The following is a 23,676-nucleotide window of genomic DNA, read 5'->3' as shown; positions in this document are numbered from 1 at the left end:
GTTAAGAATTTTCGAGAATCGTATGTGTTTCACTGTTTAGTTATCAAGGTTGTTTGTCTGTCATCTCTTTGCGACAGCCTGTTTACTTTATCATATCTTTCAAATCTTGTCAAGCACTTTTTTCAAAAGTTTTTAAGATTTTCAAGATCCTGTCTAAAGTTGTTTGTTTCTGTCGTTCTGTTCAAGCGACTTGGTTACTTTATCATAAGTTCAGCCATTTGTCAACAGTTAATTTGAATTTTCTGAAAACTATTTTATTTTTCAGTATTTCAGAAGCAATTCCTTGCGACAGCTTATTTACTATACCACTGCCGCAAGGAATCGTCAAGCACTTTTTTACAAAATTTACAATAATTCCCCATATTTTTCACAGCAATCTCCAAATTGATGTCCAATGATAAACTCAATTAGAAAAATCCTGTTATAACAAACATGCCATAATATACAGCAACTATGTTTTCCTTCATTTTTTATAAAATGAATCAAAAGATTTCCATGATAGTAGAATTTCTGTCACTGTACCGTTAGAACTTTTCCCATAAACAGCACTTCCTCATTTGCACTGTCGTAGATCAGAAATGCAAATGGCCGTGTCAGCTCAACATCTTTTATAATCGGATCCGTATCCATTGCAGACATGCACTCCATTGTCACTGCAGTCACAGCGGCAGCTTTAGTTCCATTTTCGTCTAGTTCCAGCTTTGTTTTCTGTAAAACAGAACTGACATGAACCGCTTTATCTGCAATGCCTGAAAAATCAGCATCGTCCGAAAAAACATTCTCAAGTCCTACTCTGCTGAGGATATCACTTAACTCAGCGGTTGTTTCAAAATTCAACTTAGGCATTTTACAGTTAACTTCATCGTATTCCGGTTCTGATTTCAGAAGCCCTTCAATATCCAGCTCATCAAGAGTAAAATCTCCTTCTGCTTTCGGCAAAATTCCAATGAAGCTCAGATTATTTGCATAGTATTTTTCAAATGCTGTTGCCGCGTCATTTTCATAGTAATTATCACCGATGCTTGTCATGTACTTTGTTTCTTCGTTATCGCCGAATTTTTCTTTTTCATCAGAAACATCCCATGGATCCTGGGACCATCCGGATTCGAAATACAATGAATTGGTGAGACACAATTCACTGTTTTCATTAAGCATGTCAGGTTTCATAATTTCCGGAATCAGCCCCTCTGTATTTTCATTGCACCATGCATTAATAGTGTTGCATGTGTTTTCTTTATCAGAAAAATCAAGAATTTCTGCCTTTGCTTCAAAATTATCTTCTGCCTTTTTTTGGAATTGATCCTGCAGAGTCAGTCCCTGATTTACCCATAGGGCATCTGCAATTTTTAATTTCGATGTATAACCGTAATTTTCGTCTTCTGTATTATAGCTTTTAATTACATTCATATACATTCTGGCATATGCTGCAAAATCATCAGTTCCTAAATATTCATTTAATGCGTTTTTCGTTTCACCCTCGGCACCTTCTGCAAGCATGCCAAGGGCGAAATTAAGGCTTGTGGGGCTGAACATTACATTGGAATCCTGGTTTTCTTTGGCTATTTCATCTGTGAGGTTAATAGAATTCTGCAGATTAACTGATTTATCAAGATCAACGTTCTTTTCAGCTGCATTTGATACTGCCTGACTGACTGCGGCAGCATATACATGGATTGGAGGAGCCATTGTTGTTAGGAACGTCAGTGCTCCGGCAAAAAGTTTTATTTTATTCATGTATACCCTCCTTGTACGGTCGATGAAGTCCTTTTTGCAAAGGTTTTCTGTAAGTTTTTGTTTTATTCTAACATATTTGTTTCTTCTTTCTGTTATATTAATTTTCATTTAGTATAAGCGAATTTCCGTATTTACAAGCAGCTCTCCCTCATATTGTAGTTTAACAGAGAAAAAACGTTTTTCCTCTGAAAGAAGCAGGTTCAGAAAAGCTTTATCACCTTCCCATGTAGGAAGCTCTGGCACTATTTTCTTATCAACCCAGCATAGCTCGCCTTCATTGCATTCAATCAGTTCTCCGGTATATCCATCGGCTGTAAATACACACATAAGCTCAGATTCACATTCGCTGTTTATAAAGGTTACCAGGCCACGAAATTTGTAGGAAGTAAGTGTGAGTCCTGTTTCTTCTTTTACTTCACGCAGAAGACATTCTTCAGGGGATTCCTGATCTTCTGCATGTCCACCTACACCAGTCCATTTGCCTTTATTTATGTCATTTTGCTTTTTTACTCTGTGAAGCATCAGATATTTGCCATCGTTTTCGATATAGCATAAAGTAGTTATCGTCATTTATTCTCCTTCCAGCAGGCACTGCTTTTTTCTGTAAAATATAAAACAAGGGCGATGCATATCAGTTTTATACATGCCCCTGTTTACTGTTTTAAATCAGATTTCGCGTGTAGCTTCTTTCAGCCATTCTTTTTCCTCTTCTTCCAGATATGGAGAAATCTTTTTATATACCTGTGCATGATAACTATTAAGAAGCGCCCGTTCCTGCATGGTCATCAGTTCCGGAACAACAGCATCCAGATCAAACGGTACCATAGTCAGATGTTCAAAGCACATAAACTGGCCAAATGAGGTTTTCTCTGCTTTTTTGCATACAAGCAGGTTTTCGTGGCGGATTCCATATTGGTTTTCCACATAGTATCCAGGCTCATCTGATGTGATCATACCCTCTTCCAGTACTGCATTATCTCCCTGAATAATTCTCCAGCGGAAACTGTTTGGTCCTTCATGAACATTCAGAAGATAACCAACTCCATGTCCTGTTCCATGATTAAAATCCTGTCCCATTTCCCATAACGGACTACGCGCCAGATAATCCAGATTTACACCAGTACAGCCATAACGGAATTTGGCATTTCCAAGATTCAGCATGCCGCGTAAAACAGCGGTAAAGTATTTCTTCTGCTCGTCATTCACAGAGCCCATAACAATTGTACGGGTGGTATCTGTAGTACCTTCGTAATAGTGTCCGCCTGTATCTGCCAGAAGGAAATTACCGGGCTCAATGGCAATATCTGTCTCTGGTGTTGCAGAATAATGGTTGATGGCAGCATGAATGCCATAAGAAATAATAGGGTCAAAGCTGTTGTCGATAAAGTTCTCCTGCTGGGCACGGAAGCTGTACAGCTTCTCTCCTGCGCTTAACTCTGTCATTGGAATTTTACCTACATTTTTCTTTAGCCAGCAGATGAATTTGGTAAGCGCAACTCCGTCTTTGATATGAGCGATACGTTCATTTTCTACTTCTACTGGATTTTTAATTGATTTTGGAAGAAAAGTCAGGTTGGCTTCATCCAGAATCGTTACTTCCTTCGGAATACTGTTTACCAGACGACAGTTGGCTTTCTTTTTACAAAGAAGAACTGTCATGTCTTTCTCAAATGTTTTTACATATTCATAAATGCTGTCATAGGGCAGAATGGTTACGCCATCCTTAGATAATGCGTCCAGAATTGAAGCCGAAAATGCTTTTTCATTTGCAAACAGCCTGATTTCTGTTTTGGTCATGACCAAATAAGAGAGAACAACCGGACAGCAATGTACATCGCCGCCACGAATATTCAGCAGCCATGCAATGTCATCCAGAGAAGTCAGTACAAATCCATCTGCACCTTTCTCTTCCATTGATTTACGGATTCTTGCACATTTGTCAGCACGGGATTCGCCTGCCCATTTTACATCCAGTTCCATAACCGGTTCACAGGAAAGTGCCGGACGATCTTCCCAGATTTCTCCTACCAGATCAGAATCCGTCTGAAGAGTGGCTCCTTTTTTTGCAAGAAGTTCGGCCAGTTCATCTGCTTCTTCGGCGCTGACGGTTCTTCCGTCAAAACCAAGGCACATTCCCTCACCTAATTTTTCTTCCAGAAACTGGTGCACAGTGGGAACATCTGGTTCTCCCATTTTAAAAAGCTCTACACCCGTTCCCTCCAGCTGTGCCGCCGCCTGGATGAAATATCTTCCATCTGTCCACAATCCAGCCATATCCTGCATGATGACTGCTCTGCCAGCAGATCCGGTAAAACCTGTAATATATTTTCTGCACTTAAAGTATTCTCCTACATATTCAGATGCATGAAAATCATCTGTGGGAACAAGATAAGCATCTATTTTCTTCTCTGCCATTACTTCCCGAAGTGCGGTGATTCGTTCTTTAACTGTCATAAAACTGACTCCTTCCAGTGAATTTTGTCTATTCCTATTATAATATCCACAGTATCCTTTCGCAACCTGTTTAAGAAAAAACTCTTTTCTATTCCATAAAGAAATGATATACTTACTTTCGAAATGAATGATATGCAAAATAGGATTTTATGCGTCAAGTGTTCGGTGAATGGGGAGTTGTCACTGAAACGAAAAGCATGTCTTACGGTATATTATCCGCACCCGTTGCAAGCACTATAAGAGGGATATCTCATATTGTGTCAGAGCCTGCCCGAAAGGGATTTTCTACAAGACGCACGTTGCGATTTGTGGAAACGTTTTTTAACAGACTCAAGGGAATGTTTTCGACATACATTCTATCACAATTGGAGATATCCTTTTTTGCGTATTAAGCAGGCAGATATTCGAATTCGAAAATCCTTCCCCGGTTTTATCAAAAAAGGATAGTCTCCGTAATCAAATACAAAGGAGGTTATTTTGAATGGTTGACAAACAAAAAGTAGAACAGGCCATCCGTCTGCTTCTGGAAGGAATCGGTGAGGATATTACCCGGGAGGGACTGATTGATACTCCCGACAGAATTGCACGTATGTGCGAGGAAATTTACGGTGGTCTTGATCAGGAAGCAGATCACCATTTACTGAAGCAGTTTCCAGTAGAAAATAATGAGATCGTATTGGAAAAAAATATTACTTTTTACTCTATGTGCGAGCATCATCTGATGCCTTTTTATGGTAAGGCGCACCTGGCTTATATTCCCGATGGAAAAGTCACCGGATTAAGCAAGCTGGCACGTACGGTAGAGGTTTATGCCAGAAGACCGCAGATCCAGGAACGCCTCACAGTACAGATTGCGGACGCTCTGGAGCGTGCCCTCTCTCCGAAGGGAATTATGGTTATGTTGGAAGCAGAACACACCTGCATGACCATGCGAGGCGTTAAAAAGCCAGGCAGCAAAACTATTACGACTGTAACCCGCGGAGCCTTCAAAGAAGATAAGGAGCTGCAGAAAATGTTCCTTTCCATGGTAGGAAAATGAGCAGTTCTTTTTCTGAAACAAACCGTATTTCTTTAATCTGGCGGCATCCCCTTTATCAAAAACACTGTGAGAAAATACAGGAGCTTGAAAAAGATCGTATTTTCTGCAGACATACGCCTGAACACTTTCTGGATGTTGCCAGGCTGATGTATATTTATTCTCTGGAAAACAAGCTTGATCTGTCCAGGGAAATCATTTATGCCACTGCCCTTCTTCATGACATTGGACGTGCGCAGCAATATCTGTCGGGTATTTCTCATGACATTGCAGGAGCTGAAATAGCCGGAAAGATTCTGACAGATCTGCATTTTACAGAACAGGAAAAAGAGGAAATATTATCTGCGATCAGTCAGCACAGGACGGATGGATCTGATAATGTGTTGGCTATGCTGCTATATAAAGCTGATAAAAAGTCCAGAAATTGTTTTTCATGTTCAGCAGCCTCAGAATGTTACTGGCCTTCTGAGAAAAAAAATCTGACAATTGAATATTGAGTTTTCTAAAAAATCTAACAGAGAGGATGGTTTCTGTTTATGAAAATTGGAAATCGTTTTTTTGATACACAAAATCACACTTATATAATGGGAATTTTAAATATTACTCCTGATTCTTTTTCCGATGGTGGGAAATGGAATCATTTAGATGAAGCTTTGCGGCATACAGAAGCCATGATCGCGGATGGTGCGGATATTATCGATATCGGTGGCGAGTCTACGCGTCCCGGACACACGCCAGTCAGTGCAGAGGAAGAAGCTCAGAGAGTTTTGCCCGTTATCGAAGCGGTCAGAAAACGTTTTGACATTCCCATTTCTGTAGATACTTTCAAAAGCAGTGTGGCAGAAAGTGCGATTCAGGCCGGTGCAGATCTGGTCAACGATATCTGGGGATTAAAATATGATTCTGAAATGGGAGCTGTAATTGCCAAATATGATGCTGCATGCTGTCTCATGCACAATAAGTCCAATACAGAATATAACAATTTTCTCATTGATATGCTTTCTGAGACACAGGAATGTGTCAATCTTGCAAGAAAAGCAGGAATCAAAGATGAGAAAATCATTCTCGATCCAGGGGTTGGATTTGGAAAAACATTTGAGATGAATCTGGAAACTATGAATCATCTGGAGCTTTTTAAGGATCTGGGCTTTCCGGTTCTTCTTGGCACCTCACGCAAGTCGATGATCGGACTGGCACTTGACCTGCCTGTAGACCAGCGTGTAGAGGGAACACTGGCTACTAGTGTAATTGGTGTGATAAAGGGCTGTTCTTTTGTGCGTGTTCATGATGTCAAGGAGAACAGACGCGTGATCCAGATGACAGAAGCAATTTTGGGTTGTAATTAGTCAACAGAAAGGAACAACTGTTATGGATGAAACCAGATTTGATAAAATAGAAATTAAAGAACTGGAAATTTTTGCCAACCATGGTGTCTATCCGGAAGAAAATGTACTTGGACAAAAATTTGTTATTTCTGCCACCCTCTTTACCCACACACGTCAGGCCGGGTTAACGGACGATCTGTCTGCTTCTATCAATTACGGGGAAGTCAGCCACATGATTACGGATTTTACCAGAAATCATACTTTTAAGCTTCTGGAAGCGCTTGCAGAAAATCTTGCAGAGATGCTGCTCGACTCTCTTTCCGGTCTGGAACAGATCACACTGAAAATTGAGAAGCCATGGGCTCCCGTTGGTCTTCCACTGAAAACCGTATCTGTGGAAATCACAAGAAAATGGCATACTGCATACATTGCTTTTGGCTCTAATATGGGAGATAAAAAGCTGTTCATCGACAATGGGATACGTGGTTTGAAAAAAACAAAAGGATGCCGGATAGAGGCCGTTTCTGATTATCTTGTAACAGAACCTTATGGTGTTACCGATCAGGATGAATTTCTGAATGGAGTTTTGAAAATGCGTACCCTTCTTTCACCGGAAGAATTGCTGGAACGTCTTCATCAGCTGGAACAGGAGGCAAACCGGGAACGTATTATTCACTGGGGTCCTCGTACTCTGGATCTGGATATTCTTTTTTATGATCAGGAAATCATTGATACTGCAGATCTTCACATCCCCCATCCGGATATGCAGAATCGTGACTTTGTGCTGGCTCCTATGAACCAGATTGCCCCTTACCTCAGGCATCCTGTACTAAATCAGACAATTTCACAGCTTTTAAATATTCTTCTTTGCCGCTAAACGAACATGTCGCCTACCGGCGACATCACATATGAAAGTCAGCTGTTCCGCGCCTATGACGCTCCCACAGCTGCCGACCGCATTCGTAATCCGTGCTATCACGCCACCGTACGGTTCCGTATACAGCGGTTCAACCAACTTAACAAGTGACAATCTAACATTGGGGTTGCCGGAAAACAGGCAGCCCCTTGTGTAATAATTCGCATCTGCTGTCAGGAAGTGAGACGCTGTCCGCAATATTCACAGTTGCACAGGCGGCCTTTTATTATCTGATTCTTTGCACCGCAGCTGGGACAGGTAACTGTAATATAAATCTTCTCATTCACACGTCTGTTTGGTGCAGTAATCAATATATAATTTTCTTCTCTGTCTATCTGAATATTTCGAATATACCCTTTGGCAATCATTTTTTCCAGTTTCCTTACAGCATCTTTTCCCATCTCAGTCTCAAACTTCTCAAATGAGAGCGTGCTCTGGGCATAAGATTCAAACCAACAGGCTATTTCTCTGGCTTTTTTCTTCTTCAATGCTTTCTGGATTTCCCGGAAGGTGGGATACAAAAATAACAATCCCAGTATAATCTCCGTTGCTGCCATTCCCCAGCGTCCTTCACCAATATATTTCTCTGCTGCGCCAATAGCTCCCAGAGTAAAAAGTATACAGAAGCCACAAAGAACCCATTTCAGTTTTCCTAACACTCCTGTTTTTTTATTCTTTTCTGTTAAAAAATCATTCATGTCTGTTTCCTCTTTCCCCAATTAATCAATCTCTGTTATATACGAAAGCCTGTTTAAAAAATCATTCCTGCAATCTGCACGCCCTGATGAATCTTCTGTCAGCATATACCAAAATCCGTCTGTCAGCCAGCTCCCAGCAAAAGCCACGCATCGCCTAACGGATCGTAATAATAAACCACATTATCTCCTGCCGCATAATATTTTTCTTTTGTAAAATGTTCCTCATGATCTGTCCCTATAACAAATACCGGACAGTTTCTTCCCCCAATATACTCCTCCGTACCGGTATACCACAGGGACATTCCAAGACCAAGGTAATAACTAACTTCGTCTGTTTGCGCAATCAAGTCCCTGGCAATATTTATATCCAATGAATAATCATACTCTGATTGATACTCATCCCAATCATAATATATTGAAAAATCATAGCAGTAGGCTTCCGCTGCAAGGTGTCCATCCTTTAGCGATACCATAGGATGGTATTGCACACTCATATTCTGCTTCTGCACAGAAACCATTACATTGGAAAAAATCTCGCTCATATTGCAGCGCAGGATAATGACTTCATTTTCCTGCCCCATATACCATGGATTGTTCAGATCTTCCAAATATTCCCCTTCTTCCGTAACCTGAGTCGGATAAATACTGATCTTACAATCAAGTCCTGGAACAATAGCATAGATTTCATAACCTCCTGCATCAACAACAGTTCCATCCTGCAAAAAAGGATAAGCCGCAGCCAATTCTTCCTGCCTGGTATATTCAAGTATCTCTGATGTATCTGCATTTTCATAAGTGTAGCCCAGAAATGCCATTCCAGCCTGGCATTCATTTTCTCTGATAATGTCTTGCAAAATTGCCAGATTCTCTTCTGCCCCAGAAGTTTGGGCAGATACTTCTCTCACACATTCACCGTAGTTACTAAAAGAAAACAGTACTGCGCAAACACATACAGCAATAGAAAATTTTTTCATACTTTCAGCTCCTTCCTGTCAGAATATGCCTATGCCTTTCTATTTCAGTGTGGTTACAATCAATTTACTTTCCAACGCAGCTGCTATCAGATCTTCCTTGCAGCTATATCCTGCCTTGTCAATCATTTCCTGAAAATTCCATCTTACCCCGGAAGTCGAACAATCCATTTTCCTTGCAATCTCCGAATAGGACATCCCATGAATATACAAACGCAGCATCTCCAGTTGTCTTGGACTGATATCACCGCTTGTGATCCAGTTAAGTTCCACCTTTGGCGTTATATCCGGAAATACACGCTCACCATTTAAGGTTCTGTAAATCACACTCCGTATATCCTCTTCACCGTGATCTTTATACCAGAGACTGTCCGCACATCCGCTTTTTGCTCTTTCCAGCACCTTGGGATCGATCAAAGACGTAACAACCAATACCTTTGTATATGGGTACTTTTCCCTGATCATTTTTCCGGCGCTCAGCCCATCGTGATTATGAAATGTCTGAACATCCATGATTACAATATCTATTACTGAATAATCACAGATTTTTACAGCTTCACGGGCATCCGAAATTGTCTGAACATGTCGAAATTCCGGATCCTGCATAAGAATATATTCAAAATACTTCTGCATGATTTTCTGATCTTCTACTATCAGTACACGTACCATCCAAACTCATCCTTTCTGTCAGCGGCATCTTCAATATCAGACAAAACTCAGGGACAAATGAAATTTGCATTGTGCAGTTCATTGATTCGGCTGCTTTTCTCAGTGCAGACAAACCACCGCCTTCTTCCGCATTTTTTTCAGGCGCATCTCCATCATTGGTAATCCGGATGTTGTATTCATTTGCATATTTGTCTATCTTCACAAAAACAACATTGCCGTGGGCATGTCTGGCACAGTTTGTCACACATTCACGGATTGCTCTGTCTGCCAGAACTCTGTAAGATGGATATAAAGGAAAGTTTCCGCTGATCTGAACCGAAATCCCAAGCTCCTCTGCATGTTTAATCGTATCCTCATACAGCTTTTCCATACTCTCTACGGCAGAGTCGGTAAGAATATAAACCAGATGCTTCAATGCAGACAATTGTTTATCCATTTTGTCCTGATTTTCTTTTCTCTCCAATATTCTGCGTATTGACAGAAGACTTCGCCCAAAATTGTCATGGACTTGCATTTTCATAGCAAGTGTTTCCTGCTCTCTGATTTTATCACCGATTTTTTCGTACATTTCCTCCAGCTTATGATTCAGGATTTCCAGCTTTTCATTGTTTACCCTGATCTTTTCACTATTATAGTAAATTTCTGATACATTAACTGCTACTGTCTGCAGATATCCTGCACAATCCGGCTCCTGCAGACGATATTCCTGAAACATCCAGACAGAATCATCTGGAAAATAAAACACGTTACTGTCTTCGCTTAATCTAATAAGCCCTTCTGATGCAATTTCATTGTCCATTGCTTTTCGCAATGTATCATAATCCTGCAGATAAGCCCCCGTCATCATTCTGCACAATTCCTGCATCTTGGTATTACACAAAACAATCCTTCCAAGCGAATCCGAAAAGCATACTCCACACGGAACGTCATCCACAGCTTCATTCACAGACCAGTACGACAAGGAATGATTATATTTGTATCTCTCCTTCCAGATTGCCCAACAAAGATAAAATGTCAATGCAACAATCCCTGCTGCTAAAATACTGGCCGGATAATCCTGGAGCATTGGCTGATATGCACTTTCTCCAATACTATATCTATGCTCATTCATCAAAGAAACCATAAGAACAAAAGAAACTGCAAAAACAGTTATTGCCGTTATCACTTTCTTTTTCCCGGAAAAACAGGTGATTCTTAACAGAAAGAGAATAAGTTCCAGAATCAGGCAGATTTCCAGAAGAATCATCAGAAAATTCTGCATTGCTATGCTGCATTCTACAAAACTATTCATCTGCCGCCTCTCTTTCTGAATATGCTGCACCCAACAAACCATTCTTTTTCATCTTCCTGCTGCACTTTAAGGTCCGGTCTTTCTGACATTAAGCCGCACAGATCTGCCTCTGATGCAATGTGAACGGAAATCCGAAGATCATCATCAATCTGCGACACACGGTAAAACATAGACTGCATCACATCAGATAGCCGTTCTGCAAGCCATTCAAAGGTATCATAGCATTTTAGTATATCGTCTGCATTCAGCTGAATATCTCCATTTTCCACATAATAAGCAGCCCGGATCCTGCATAATTTTAAACTGTCACAGGATTCTGCAAGACTTTGCCTGAGATCTTCCATAGTAAGCACATTTCCATCTGATGTATATTGTGTCAATACCAGATTTTTTCTCCGCTTCAAATATGTACCAATAACTACAATTTTACCGAGAAGCAGATCATATCGTTCCCTTGATTCCGTTCTTTCCAGTTCATCCATCAACTGCGACAGCAATTCCAGCTGTCCGGCAGTCTGATTCTGTATCATGTTTAACAGCCGATTCTGTTCTTCTGTTTTTCTTCGCTCCGCTTCTTTCTCATAGGTTTTCTGCAGCAGTCTGTTTCTGGCAGTCAGTTCTTCCTGCTGTTCCCGAATATCCTGATATTGATCCAGCAATATTGAAATATCTTCTGACCAAAACAGATGTCCTCCCCTTATGGGAATATGGTTGATCCGGATTCCCTGTTCCTGCACAGATGATCTGTGAATGATCATTGTACGCATTTCAGGAGAAAGCTTGGGAAAATCACCAGAATGATAATAACGCTGAAAAGAATCATCTGTAATCTCTGCGTCTAGCCCTCCTGAAGTCTGGAATAATTCAAAATATCGATTGTTTGTCTGTATCAATCCGCATACTATACAGCCCTGATAAATTGCTGCCATTAAAAGACAACACACTGCTGTCATATCCCCTGCAAGGGTTTTGATGAAAGACAAATGAAATATATTTCCAACATTCCATCCCAGAAGCAATATTCCTGGAATGACTGGCAGCCAAAACTGTTTCTTTCCCGGAATCCTGCTTTTTCTGATCAGAATAATTTCCATTCCTGTCAGACAACTCAGCATCCACCCCTGAATCACTGCAAAAAGAATACCATAACTATAATCCCTATCCGAAAATGGAGGCTGTTTAGAAAACCGAAACACCAGCTGATGCAAATCATTTGTAAAAACACTTATGATCAATACTGCCGCCACAGTCAAAAGAATTATGATTTGTCTGACCGTTTTTTCTTCATCTTTTTCAACAAAAAACAATGCTGCTGACAGACCTAAAACAGGGATCAAGATCATCGGAATATAATACAGATACCAACATATATGTTCTCCAAGAGGTTCATGAAAAATATGAAATTTCACTGTTCTTACAAAGAACCAGAATACCATCAGACAACCAATTGCAGTCAGACATCTGCGCATTTTTTTATATACTACATGCTTTTCCAGATAGATTACCCAGGCACAGTACAGCCCCAGGTAAATACAATTGCGGCACTGGTCTGCAAAATTTCTTGCAAAAGTATTTTTCGGTCTTACCAGCCTGCAGAAATAAGCCAGAAGCACGCTTATCAGAATTACTCCATACGACAACATCCTCTTTTTATTATATGTCATGAAAATTCCTCTCTCATTGTATACTTTTATAACAAGTATACTATAAAACTCTGTTTTATTATATAGTTTTTAGAGAAATTGTCAATTTTCAGAGTTTTCCGATTATTGGTCACTGGTTTAGAATGAACAATAACCCTATTATCACGAACAGAGTGAACAATCATGTCCACTCTGTTTTTCATTACTTAAAACGGTCTTGGCTGACCACAATATTCGCAGAACCTTCCCACATTCTCTGCACCACACTGGCATCTCCACGATCCGCTATCAGGTTGCATTCCTGGGTTCATGTTCATTCCAGGACGCATTCCTGCGTTCATGCTCATTCCAGGCTGCATCCCTGTGTTCATGCTCGTTCCAGGCTGTATTCCGGCATCATTTTGTGTCAAAGCCGCAATGATCTGATGTCCAGTCTGCTCCACTTCCATCAATTCGCCTCTCTTTTCACTGCTTATGGAAAAAGTATTCAGACGAAAATCCATATCGTCAAACCAGGGAGTGTTAACCTTAATGCGCATAGTATAATCAAACTCATAGTCATATATTGGCGGCTGATAGCTTACTGTCTTTCCATCCTTTGTATAGGTTTTCTCAATCTGTTGTCGATCCACCTCTACTCTACACTGTACAATAGCGGATAAAGGAACTATATCCGGATTTTCATTGACATCCAGTTTTCGTGCAACAGTAAAATTTCTCTTATGATCATCAATGAAAACAGTATAATTTCTGGTACTGATCTGACGGGTTATGCCAAAATCCATTACTGCCTTTTTGTTATTTTCACGATATTCCAATTGACGTTTTATATCCTCTACCGTACTGTGCCGCCGTTCCTCAAACCATGGTGATAATTTTTTGGCACAGTTTTTACATAGATTTCCGTCATCTAATTTTCGATTCCCCAGTAAACCTATTTTTTCTCCGCAGATATCACAGATTTTCTTATCAAATAATCCCATAGCTTTCCTTTCTTTTCTGCCGCACCAGAATCATGCAATTCTGGTGCGGCAGTATTTTACACTATTCTACAACATCTATTTTGTCAAAATATGTCTTTACGGAGAAGTCCTCCCCATCTGTTTCAGAAGTTTCTTCTTCACTGCCATCAGACTCCGGTTCAAAACACAGTTTTCCATCATCTAATAAACTGAGCCTCATAGTATCACAACTGAAAAGCATAGTTCCAGCCTCATCTCCCGCTGCAGTTTTCAATACCAGAATATTTCCATCCATTTCTCCCTGGAGTTCAGCTCTGCCCTCTTCTCCGCTTTCAATTACGATAAGCTCAGACTTATCTTCCTGAATAGACAACATCATCTCAAATCCGGTCAGTTCAGAATTGACAGGCATCTGCATTCCAAATGCATCCATCAAAGTGCAGATCCATTCTCCTTTGAAATCCTCCATGGTCGGATTTTCCACCGGTTTGCCTGGTACATATGGCTCATACTCTTCCTTTTCCTGGCTTAGGATCATTGTCGTTCCATCTGCAGTTATCGTTATTTTGCCATCAGCATACTCACATTCTACCGTTTGATCGCTATAAGTCATCAACAATTTATCATTTTCTATTTTCCACTCTGATTGATCTGCCTCTGGTTCTTCCCCACTGTAAGACGTTATGGTTTCCATCTGACCGCCTTCTTTAATATCCACGGTCACTTCCATTCCCATTACTCCTGGATGAAACAAAATGTCTCCACCCATGGAAAGCTCATTTACATACCAGGTTCCAATAACATCCTTTTCTTCAAGTGCATAAGCATTCACGCTCATCAGGCCTGTCATTAAGACTCCAACTGTTCCAGCCACCCACAGTCTCATTTTTTTGTTCATAAAAACATCTCCCTTCTTGTTATTATCGTGTTTTTTGTTATTTTCATTATACGTGAATGCTTTCCTATTTGCACTAGCACTTCTGACAGTAACTGAACCGATCGGGTACATCGAATATTAAGTAACCGCCATATTGACTTGTCTGATTTTTCATCTGCTGCGCCTACGTCAGTCACCGTAGCCACCCAGAATTTAATCCACACAAGAAAAGCCTGTGATACCACCCTTTTCAGGCAGTATCGCAGGCTCACTTTACGCTACGACATAATAAACATTACATGTTTATATTATATATTTATAATGCGGACTTGCCGCGGGTAATTCTTATTCCTCTGTTCCGTACAGAGTGATCAGCTTCTGCAGATACTCGTATCTTGCCTTAGCCTCGGACTGGTTCTTAGCGAACAGTCTGGCAGCTTTCTCAGGATTCTGACGCTGTAAGGAGTTGTAACGAACCTCACCGTTCAGGAATTCCTGATAATCTGTCATATCCGGTGCTTTGGAATCAAGGCTAAACTTGCTTCCCTCAGCAGCTGGATTGAAGCGGAAGTTGTGCCAGTATCCACACTTAACAGCAAGCTCTTCCTCTGTCTGAGCTTTTGACATACCTTTCTTGATACCATGGTTGATACATGGAGCGTATGCAATGATAAGTGATGGTCCCGGATAAGCCTCTGCCTCTGCAATTGCTTTGATAGCCTGGTTGAAGTCAGCTCCCATAGAGATCTGAGCAACATATACATAACCATAGCTCATTGCGATAGAAGCCATATCTTTCTTCTTGGTCTCTTTACCGCCAGCTGCGAACTGTGCGATCGCACCTGTAGGTGTAGACTTGGAAGACTGTCCGCCTGTGTTGGAGTAAACCTCTGTATCGAATACCATAACGTTGATGTCACGTCCGCTTGCGAGAACATGGTCAACACCACCGAATCCGATATCGTAAGCCCATCCGTCACCACCGAAGATCCACTGGGATTTCTTAGCAAGGAAGTCTTTCTGTGTAAGAATGTCTTTTGCCTTGTCGCATCCGCAAGCCTCAAGAGCTGCAACCAGTTTCTCTGTTGCTGCACCGTTGGTAGCACCGCATGCGAAAGTATCCAGCCATTCCTGACCAGCAGCTTTAACGTCTGCATTGTCACCGTTAGCTACAACATCTTCAATTTTTGCTTTCAGGCCATCACGGATAGCTTTCTGAGCAAGAAGCATACCATAACCGAACTCAGCATTATCCTCAAATAAGGAGTTGCCCCATGCAGGACCCTGTCCCTTAGCATTTACGGTATATGGTGTAGAAGGTGAGGAGTTACCCCAGATAGAGGAGCATCCTGTAGCGTTTGCAATGTACATTCTGTCACCAAACAGCTGGGTGATCAGTTTTGCGTAAGGTGTCTCACCACATCCAGCACAAGCTCCTGAGAACTCAAGAAGCGGCTGTTTGAACTGGCTTCCCTTAACAGTTGTCTCTTTGAATTTAGCGATAACGTCTTCTTTAACCGGAAGAGTTACACCGTAATCGAAGTATTTCTGCTCTCCCATGTTTGCTTCAAGGTTTTCCATGGCAAGTGCCTTAGCACCTTTCTTGCCTGGGCAGACGTTCGCACAGGAACCACATCCTGTACAGTCAAGAGCGGATACAGTCATTGTGAACTGATACTCATCTTTCATACCAGTCATTGGTAATGTCTTGATTCCCTCCGGAGCATTTGCAGCCTCTTCAGCTGTAAGAGCTACCGGACGGATAACTGCGTGCGGGCAGACATAAGCACATCTGTTACACTGGATACAGTTCTCCGGATTCCATACAGGGATATTTACAGCGATACCACGTTTCTCGTATGCAGCAGCACCGGATGGTGTAGTACCGTCAACATAATCTTTAAATGCAGATACAGGCAGTGTATTACCTTCCTGAGCATTAACCTTAGCCTGGATGTTGTTAACGAAATCAACAACTTCCTGACGGCCTTCTGTAGCGTGAGTCATATGAAGACCCTCGTCTGCAGCATCTTTCCAGCTCTCTGGAACCTGAATCTCAACAACCTGCTTAGCACCAGCATCGATAGCTGCCCAGTTCTTCTGAACAACATCATCACCTTTACGTCCGTATGTTGCTTTCGCAGCAGCCTTCATAAGCTCGATAGCCTGCTCCTCCGGAATGATTCCGGTAAGTTTGAAGAATGCGGACTGAAGGATTGTATTGATACGTGTTGGTCCCATGCCAGTCTCGATACCGATCTTAACACCGTCGATGGTGTAGAATTTGATACCGTGGTTAGCGATGAATGCCTTAACCTGTCCTGGAAGATGTTTCTCAAGACCTTCCATATCCCATGCACAGTTCAGAAGGAATGTACCGCCGTCAACCAGCTCCTGTACCATGTTATATTTGTTCACATAGGACGGATTGTGGCATGCTACAAAGTTTGCTTTGTGGATCAGGTAGGTAGATTTGATCGGTTTCTTACCAAAACGAAGGTGGGACATTGTAACACCACCGGACTTCTTGGAGTCATAATCAAAGTATGCCTGAGCGTACATATCTGTATTGTCACCGATGATCTTGATGGAGTTCTTGTTAGCACCTACAGTACCATCAGCACCAAGTCCCCAGAACTTACAGTTTGTTGTTCCCTCTGGAGTAGTTACAAGCGGAGCGCCTGTCTCAAGGGAAAGGTTTGTAACATCATCAACGATACCAAGAGTAAATTTCTCTTTCTCAGTATTGTCATAAACAGCTACGATCTGAGCCGGTGTTGTGTCCTTGGAACCAAGTCCGTAACGTCCGGTAAAGATCTTAACGCCGTCAAATTTGCTGTTCTTAAGTGCAGCAACAACATCAAGATACAGAGGCTCGCCCTGAGCTCCTGGCTCTTTCGTTCTGTCAAGAACTGTGATCTGTTTAACCGTCTCAGGAATAGCATCGATAAGAGCCTGTGCGCAGAATGGTCTGTAAAGACGAACTTTAACAACACCAACTTTTCTGCCAGCTGCCATTAAGTAGTCGATTGTCTCCTCGATCGTATCGTTTACAGAACCCATAGCTACGATAACGTGCTCTGCGTCTGCTGCTCCATAGTAGTTGAACAGCTTGTAATCAGTACCGATCTTAGCGTTAACTTTGTCCATGTACTCCTGTACGACTGCCGGAAGAGCATCGTAGTATGGGTTACATGCCTCTCTTGCCTGGAAGAAGATATCCGGGTTCTGAGCGGAACCTCTCTGACATGGATGGTTCGGATTCAGTGCATGATCACGGAATGCCTGGATAGCGTCCATATCTGCCATATCTTTCAGGTCTTCATAATCCCATGTCTCAATCTTCTGGATCTCGTGAGATGTACGGAATCCATCGAAGAAGTTGATGAACGGAACTTTTCCTTTGATTGCTGCAAGGTGTGCTACCGGAGTAAGGTCCATAACTTCCTGTACGGAAGACTCACACAGCATTGCACAACCAGTCTGACGACAGGCCATAACATCGGAATGATCTCCGAAAATGGAAAGTGCGTGGGAAGCAAGTGCACGAGCGGATACGTTGAATACACCCGGAAGCTGCTCACCAGCGATCTTGTAAAGGTTCGGGATCATCAGTAACAGACCCTGGGATGCTGTATAGGTAGTAGTAAGGGCACCAGCTGCAAGAGATCCGTGTACTGCACCAGCAGCACCAGCCTCAGACTGCATCTCTGTTACCTGTACTTCCTGTCCAAAGATGTTCTTTCTTCCCTGGGTTGCCCACTCGTCTGTAGCCTCAGCCATAACAGATGAAGGGGTGATCGGGTAAATTGCAGCTACATCAGAAAAAGCGTATGATGCATGAGCGGCTGCATGGTTACCATCCATGGTTTTCATCTTTCTTGCCATAGTTTGTTTTTCCTCCTTAAAGGTATGATGAAAATAATATTTCTAGACACAATGTGTCTAAAAGTCCATATGACATTATAGCATAATCTTCCAATGATGTCTATTTTGATTTTTGTATATTATCACATACAAAGATTACCAGTAAGCATAAAAAAAGCCAGCCAGATACTCCTTTATGGAGTCTGACCAGCTTTTTAGCATATTACATTTCCGGCATGAGAACTTCCTGAAGGGATTTTCTCTTAAGCATTTCCCACACCCCCTGCTGAATCTCACAGAGTTCTCTGTGCATGTAGCAAGGAAGATGATCTCCTTTTCCATCTGTTGGACACTCATAACCTGAAGCCATACATTCTATAATGAACAAATCCGGGTCAATAGCCTTATATACGTCAAACAGAGTCAGTTCACCAAGTGATTTATTCATGGCATATCCACCATGGACTCCGCGATATCCTTTCACAATACCGGCTTTCTGAAGTTTCTTTAGTATCTTATAGGCAAAGGGAGCGGTAATGGATTCCTTCTCGCAGATTTCATTAACGCTAAGGCGAGTTTCCCCTGACAGTGCCCGAAGAACTCTTGCTGCGTAATCGCACTCTCTTGTAATAAACATGTCTGTACCTTTTCCTTACTGGACACAAATCATACTGATTCTTATATTATGTCCCTTTTCTTCTCTTCCCCTCCCAGTATGTTCAAATTATAGCAATTTTCAACTTCTATTTCAATAGTTTTTTAATTTTTTTAACATTAATTTCACACTATTTTTAGTTATCGACTGTTTTTAGACGTTTATTTATTTCCAGGCAGATTTCTTCCGCTGTCCGATTGTCTGTTTTTATAACAAAGTCTGCAGCAGCTTCATACTTGGGACGCCTTGCCTCCATCAATTCTTTTATGTATTCCGGATTCATATTTTTTTCCAGAAGAGGTCTGTTGTGGCTGCCTTTCACTCTTTCGTAAACAGTCTCTGGTTCTGCTGTCAAAAGAACAATCGTTCCATTCTTCTTCATCTCATCTACATTGCACTGACGCATTACAGTTCCTCCGCCACACGATACTACGATATTATCCATGGCAGAAATTTTTTTTACAAGTTCGGTCTCCAGATTCCGAAAATATTCTTCCCCTTTTTTTTCAAAAATTTCTGGAATGCTCATTCCCTGTTCCTGAACAATCTGCTCATCCATCTCAATTTTGTCAAAACCGCATACCTCATGCAGGCAATTCAGGATCATACTTTTACCGGTTCCCATAAAACCGGTAAGATATATCTGTTTCTTCGGCATAATTTTTCCTCCAGTTGAATGCCAGGGAAGCAGCACCGTACACCACCTTTTAGAAAAAACTTCCGGTGCTTTTATTCATTCTGGCATTATATTCAGCCATTATAACAGCGGCTTTTTTTTTTGTAAAGTCTAAGGTTTTTGGATTTTGTGAGTTTTCTCCATGTTTCTGCTGTAAAACAGCCTTTAAACAAGAAATAATTGTTGCAAATTTGCCAGTTTACGATAAAATGAAAATCGGCTATACTTATCATTATATGTGTATTTATAAGGATAACGTTTTAATATAGGAGGAAAATATGATTTCAGCAAACAATATTACTTTGCGAGTTGGAAAGAAAGCTCTTTTCGAAGATGTTAATATCAAATTTACAGAAGGAAACTGCTACGGACTTATTGGCGCCAACGGTGCAGGAAAATCTACATTTCTGAAGATTCTTTCCGGTCAGCTGGAGCCTACCAAGGGCGACATTGTGATCACACCAGGACAGCGTCTCTCTTTTTTACAGCAGGATCACTTCAAATATGATGCCTATACAGTTCTCGACACTGTAATTATGGGTAACTTTCGTCTCTATGAGATCATGAAAGAGAAGGAAGCCATTTACGCCAAGGAGGATTTTACCGACGAAGACGGAATCCGTGCCAGCGAGCTTGAAGGTGAATTCGCAGAGATGAACGGATGGGAGGCAGAATCCGATGCTGCTACTCTTCTGAACGGTCTTGGAATTGACACTGAATTCCACTATGCACAGATGGCTGACCTGACCGGTAGTATGAAAGTCAAGGTTCTTCTTGCACAGGCACTTTTTGGAAATCCTGACATTTTGCTGCTGGATGAGCCTACCAACCATCTGGATCTTCCCGCAATTGAATGGCTTGAAGAATTCCTGATCAATTTTGATAATACTGTTATCGTGGTATCCCATGACCGTTACTTCCTGAACAAGGTTTGTACGCAGACTGCTGATATTGATTATGGCAAAATTCAGCTGTACGCTGGTAACTATGATTTCTGGTATGAATCCAGCCAGCTTCTGATCAAGCAGATGAAAGAAGCAAATAAGAAAAAAGAAGAGAAGATCAAAGAGCTCCAGGAATTTATTTCCCGATTCAGTGCTAACGCTTCCAAGTCCAAACAGGCAACCTCCCGTAAGAGAGCCCTTGAGAAAATCCAGCTGGATGACATGCGTCCTTCCAGCCGTAAATATCCCTACATCGACTTCCGTCCAAACCGTGAAATTGGAAATGAAGTTCTCATGGTCGAAAATCTTTCCAAAACCATTGATGGCGTGAAGGTTCTGGATAACATTTCTTTCACTCTTGGACGTGAGGACAAGGTTGCTTTCGTTGGTGCCAATGAGCAGGCGATCACTACTTTCTTCAAGATCATCACTGGAGAAATGGAACCGGATGAAGGTAATTACAAATGGGGAATCACTACCACCCAGGCTTATTTCCCCAAAGACAATACTCAGGAATTCGATAACGATCTTACGATTACAGACTGGCTGACACAGTATTCTGAGATCAAGGATGCCACTTATGTACGTGGTTTCCTTGGACGTATGCTCTTCCCTGGTGAGGATGGTGTGAAACGTGTCCGCGTACTTTCCGGTGGTGAGAAGGTTCGCTGCCTTCTTTCCAAAATGATGATTTCCGGTGCCAACATCCTGATTCTGGATGAGCCTACCAACCATCTGGACATGGAGTCCATCACTGCATTGAACAACGGTCTGATCAAGTTCCCGGGGGTAATTCTTTTCACCTCTCATGATCATCAGTTTGTTCAGACAACTGCAAACCGTATTATGGAAATCCTTCCAAATGGTACTATGATTGACAAGATCACTACTTATGACGAATATCTTGCAAGTGATGAGATGGCTAAAAAGCGCCATGTCTTTGAGATTACTGAAGAAGACGCTCAGGATAATTAAAACGCGTTTGAAAAGTCTTTCCGCAAGATATACGACGCAAATTTTCCAAACACATTCTTAAAAAGCTCCTCCTGTCAAATCAACTGACAGGAGGAGCTTTTCGCAGATATTGCTGTTTGCTTTTCTAGAGCATGTTTGAAAATGGGTTCAGGGTTTATTTACTGTTTCCTGCATATCCGCTTACCTTGATATAATCAGACGGATAGTAATAAGTTACATTGCCTTTCTTCGTGGTCAGAACACCTGTATAAGATCTTCCGGCAGAGCTCTGTGGAATCAGCATAAAATGATACTTGGTGCTTCCATTGGTAGTCAGATATTTTCTCTTATAGAGTTTGCCGCCCTTCTTATTGGTGTAGCGTCTGAATGCCACATACTTGGACTTGAAGCTGTAATTTTCATAAGAGGTTGTGTTTAATCTGCGATTAATGTTAGCACCCTTTTTAGCCGCAACAATTAATGGTAAAGTAGAAAGATTGCTTCCGGTTCTTGTCATCTTGATCCACTGACCTTTCTTGATGGTCCTTGTGTTCTTCAATGGACTGTGACTGGAACTCTGGTATGCTGCTGTAATCTTGCTCTTGGCATTCGGTGAGGTAATTTTCACGCTAAGCTTCACAGAACCTGATGTAACCTTAAGGCAGGCGATCATTCCCTGATTGGAAGAGGTGCTGCTCTTAATGTATGTGTTGTTAATGATCTGGCCGGAATCTGTTCTGGCGCCCTTCAAAGCTTCTGCTTCTCCGCCATATGCATATACAATATCATATCTGGTGCCGGAACTCTGCGGCTGAATGCGGTAACTGTAATTCGTAATCGCATTTGACTGAATATTGGTATTCAATAAATGAATACATCTGCCTGCTTTTACTGTGATCGGTTTAAACGATTTAGTTGCCGCTGATACCGGCAAGGTACAAAGCATGGTCATAGCAGCCGCTGCGACCCCGATCAATAGTTTCTTAAACTTCTTTCCTTCTCTCATAAATCCTCCTTGCTGCTCGTCTGGCGAGCTTAATATAATACATTTGCTGGTGGCTTTTGCTTACCGAACCCTTATCAGGAACACTTTATCATTTGTTTCTGATTCGCACTGCCGACTGTGCCAGAGTGTGTTTGAAAAAGGCATTTGACATATAGCAGCATGCAGTGTTTTCTTTATAAGTATTTTAGCATATTTCGCTTTGTTTTCTGTAAAATATATGTTTCTTACTCTTCTGCTGTGATTGCAGCCAGTTTGCCGCCTGTCACTTTCAGAAGATCCGCTACCGGCACTTTCAAGGTCAGGCCGATTCTCCCCCCGCTTACATAAATTTCTTGAAAATTTCCTGCTGAAGCGTCAAAAACAGTGGGAAAAGGTTTCTTCATTCCAATAGGGCTACAGCCACCGCGAACATAACCTGTGATCTTCGTAATATCTTTCACATGGATCATATCAACTGCCTTCTCTCCTACTGCTTTGGCAGCTGCCTTACGATCCACTTCTTTCTCAATCGGGACTACAAATACATAATATCCGCCGCTTTTCCCTTCCATAACAAGTGTCTTAAAGGACTGTTCATATGGTGCACCTGTAATGTCTGCACAATGGATTCCGTCAATAAATTCGTCACATTCATAGGCAAGTGTTTCATACTTTACCTTCTGTCTGTCCAGCATTCGCATTGCATTTGTCTTTGCTTCTTTTGCCATTTCGGGTCAACCTCCTGTAATGTATTGGCATAGTAAAGTTTTACCATAGAATTATGTTTTCGTCAATGGAATCTGTCGGGCTGATTTTGTCCCAGAAAAAAAAGGAGGGCCAGGACTTATCAAAAAGTCCTGGCAAGTATGAAAAAGAAAATATGATCTATACGATTAAAAAGGTTATCGCCTTTGTTTGATTATTAATATACCTGGAATCTGTGATGAAATTGTGAGGGAGATTTGATGGGTTTGTGAAAATTTCTGTGAATAGAAGTCAGATTTTAGCATCCACATTAT

The 23,676-nt window shown here is 41.5% G+C and carries 20 protein-coding genes and 1 riboswitch; of the genes, 5 read left to right on the top strand and 15 right to left on the bottom strand.

The features are described 5' to 3' along the window. Nucleotides 1-513: 513 nt before the first annotated feature. The 3 genes from LIZ66_RS09815 to LIZ66_RS09805 form a co-directional block, all read right to left on the bottom strand. Nucleotides 514-1,734, bottom strand: coding sequence for a serpin family protein (locus tag LIZ66_RS09815; protein ID WP_195392241.1), 1,221 nt, complete (start codon nucleotides 1,732-1,734; stop codon nucleotides 514-516). Nucleotides 1,735-1,842: 108 nt separating this feature from the next. Next, nucleotides 1,843-2,304: an NUDIX hydrolase gene (locus LIZ66_RS09810; protein ID WP_195392242.1), complete on the bottom strand. Its 462-nt coding sequence runs from the start codon at nucleotides 2,302-2,304 to the stop codon at nucleotides 1,843-1,845. 96 nt (nucleotides 2,305-2,400) lie between these two features. After that, nucleotides 2,401-4,188, bottom strand: a complete 1,788-nt coding sequence (locus tag LIZ66_RS09805; RefSeq protein ID WP_226838157.1) for an aminopeptidase P family protein — start codon at nucleotides 4,186-4,188, stop codon at nucleotides 2,401-2,403. A 133-nt stretch (nucleotides 4,189-4,321) separates the two neighbouring features. Then, nucleotides 4,322-4,418, top strand: a riboswitch (THF riboswitch). A gap of 251 nt (nucleotides 4,419-4,669) precedes the next feature. On the opposite strand from LIZ66_RS09805, the gene folE reads away from it, so the two are divergent. From folE to folK, 4 genes are read left to right on the top strand one after another with little or no spacing between them, the layout of a single operon-like run. Next, complete coding sequence (gene folE / locus LIZ66_RS09800) at nucleotides 4,670-5,227, top strand: GTP cyclohydrolase I FolE (RefSeq protein WP_226838156.1); 558 nt, start codon at nucleotides 4,670-4,672, stop codon at nucleotides 5,225-5,227. Continuing rightward, nucleotides 5,224-5,721 carry an HD domain-containing protein gene (locus tag LIZ66_RS09795; RefSeq protein ID WP_195392244.1) on the top strand — a complete coding sequence of 166 codons (498 nt, stop codon included), beginning with the start codon at nucleotides 5,224-5,226 and terminating at the stop codon, nucleotides 5,719-5,721. The genes folE and LIZ66_RS09795 overlap by 4 nt, the downstream gene beginning before the upstream one ends. A gap of 39 nt (nucleotides 5,722-5,760) precedes the next feature. Further along, nucleotides 5,761-6,570, top strand: coding sequence for a dihydropteroate synthase (gene folP, locus LIZ66_RS09790; RefSeq protein ID WP_226838155.1), 810 nt, complete (start codon nucleotides 5,761-5,763; stop codon nucleotides 6,568-6,570). A gap of 22 nt (nucleotides 6,571-6,592) precedes the next feature. Next, on the top strand, nucleotides 6,593-7,426 hold the full coding sequence (gene folK, locus LIZ66_RS09785; protein WP_226838154.1) for a 2-amino-4-hydroxy-6-hydroxymethyldihydropteridine diphosphokinase: 834 nt from the start codon (nucleotides 6,593-6,595) through the stop codon (nucleotides 7,424-7,426). Between the two features lie 212 nt (nucleotides 7,427-7,638). On the opposite strand, the gene LIZ66_RS09780 is transcribed toward folK, so the two are convergent. The 10 genes from LIZ66_RS09780 to LIZ66_RS09735 all read right to left on the bottom strand — a co-directional run bounded on the left by LIZ66_RS09780 (nucleotide 7,639) and on the right by LIZ66_RS09735 (nucleotide 19,756). Continuing rightward, complete coding sequence (locus LIZ66_RS09780) at nucleotides 7,639-8,163, bottom strand: hypothetical protein (protein WP_173719453.1); 525 nt, start codon at nucleotides 8,161-8,163, stop codon at nucleotides 7,639-7,641. Between the two features lie 122 nt (nucleotides 8,164-8,285). Next, entirely contained in the window at nucleotides 8,286-9,137 is an 852-nt protein-coding gene (locus LIZ66_RS09775) for a hypothetical protein (protein WP_226838153.1), read from the bottom strand. Between the two features lie 39 nt (nucleotides 9,138-9,176). Further along, entirely contained in the window at nucleotides 9,177-9,803 is a 627-nt protein-coding gene (locus LIZ66_RS09770) for a response regulator transcription factor (RefSeq protein ID WP_226838152.1), read from the bottom strand. Next, on the bottom strand, nucleotides 9,751-11,094 hold the full coding sequence (locus LIZ66_RS09765) for a sensor histidine kinase (RefSeq protein WP_226838151.1): 1,344 nt from the start codon (nucleotides 11,092-11,094) through the stop codon (nucleotides 9,751-9,753). The genes LIZ66_RS09770 and LIZ66_RS09765 overlap by 53 nt, the downstream gene beginning before the upstream one ends. Further along, the gene (locus LIZ66_RS09760; RefSeq protein WP_226838150.1) at nucleotides 11,091-12,758 is read right to left on the bottom strand and encodes a histidine kinase N-terminal 7TM domain-containing protein; all 1,668 of its coding nucleotides are present in this window, start codon (nucleotides 12,756-12,758) and stop codon (nucleotides 11,091-11,093) included. The genes LIZ66_RS09765 and LIZ66_RS09760 overlap by 4 nt, the downstream gene beginning before the upstream one ends. A gap of 185 nt (nucleotides 12,759-12,943) precedes the next feature. Next, nucleotides 12,944-13,720 (bottom strand): DUF4428 domain-containing protein, encoded by a 777-nt coding sequence (locus LIZ66_RS09755; protein ID WP_118581474.1) that lies wholly within the window; start codon nucleotides 13,718-13,720, stop codon nucleotides 12,944-12,946. A gap of 61 nt (nucleotides 13,721-13,781) precedes the next feature. Then, entirely contained in the window at nucleotides 13,782-14,597 is an 816-nt protein-coding gene (locus LIZ66_RS09750) for a hypothetical protein (protein ID WP_118581471.1), read from the bottom strand. A gap of 324 nt (nucleotides 14,598-14,921) precedes the next feature. Then, nucleotides 14,922-18,464, bottom strand: coding sequence for a pyruvate:ferredoxin (flavodoxin) oxidoreductase (nifJ, locus tag LIZ66_RS09745; RefSeq protein WP_148462236.1), 3,543 nt, complete (start codon nucleotides 18,462-18,464; stop codon nucleotides 14,922-14,924). 202 nt (nucleotides 18,465-18,666) lie between these two features. Beyond that, entirely contained in the window at nucleotides 18,667-19,080 is a 414-nt protein-coding gene (locus LIZ66_RS09740; protein ID WP_118581465.1) for an RrF2 family transcriptional regulator, read from the bottom strand. A gap of 154 nt (nucleotides 19,081-19,234) precedes the next feature. Continuing rightward, a complete protein-coding gene (locus tag LIZ66_RS09735; protein WP_148462237.1) occupies nucleotides 19,235-19,756 on the bottom strand; it encodes a shikimate kinase in 522 nt (173 codons plus the stop codon). 296 nt (nucleotides 19,757-20,052) lie between these two features. Between LIZ66_RS09735 and LIZ66_RS09730 the strand changes: the two genes are divergently transcribed. Next, complete coding sequence (locus LIZ66_RS09730) at nucleotides 20,053-21,693, top strand: ABC-F family ATP-binding cassette domain-containing protein (protein WP_227200764.1); 1,641 nt, start codon at nucleotides 20,053-20,055, stop codon at nucleotides 21,691-21,693. Nucleotides 21,694-21,847: 154 nt separating this feature from the next. Here LIZ66_RS09730 and LIZ66_RS09725 read toward each other — a convergent pair whose 3' ends face one another. Further along, on the bottom strand, nucleotides 21,848-22,678 hold the full coding sequence (locus LIZ66_RS09725) for a hypothetical protein (protein WP_173719454.1): 831 nt from the start codon (nucleotides 22,676-22,678) through the stop codon (nucleotides 21,848-21,850). A 224-nt stretch (nucleotides 22,679-22,902) separates the two neighbouring features. Continuing rightward, a complete protein-coding gene (gene ybaK, locus LIZ66_RS09720; RefSeq protein WP_118581456.1) occupies nucleotides 22,903-23,385 on the bottom strand; it encodes a Cys-tRNA(Pro) deacylase in 483 nt (160 codons plus the stop codon). Nucleotides 23,386-23,676: the final 291 nt, after the last annotated feature.

Source organism: Blautia faecis, from assembly GCF_020554845.1.
In the GTDB taxonomy this organism is placed as follows: Bacteria; Bacillota; Clostridia; order Lachnospirales; family Lachnospiraceae; genus Blautia_A; species Blautia_A faecis.
The sequence above is the reverse complement of the archived record's forward strand: the minus strand, read 5'-3'. Positions and strand labels throughout refer to the sequence as shown.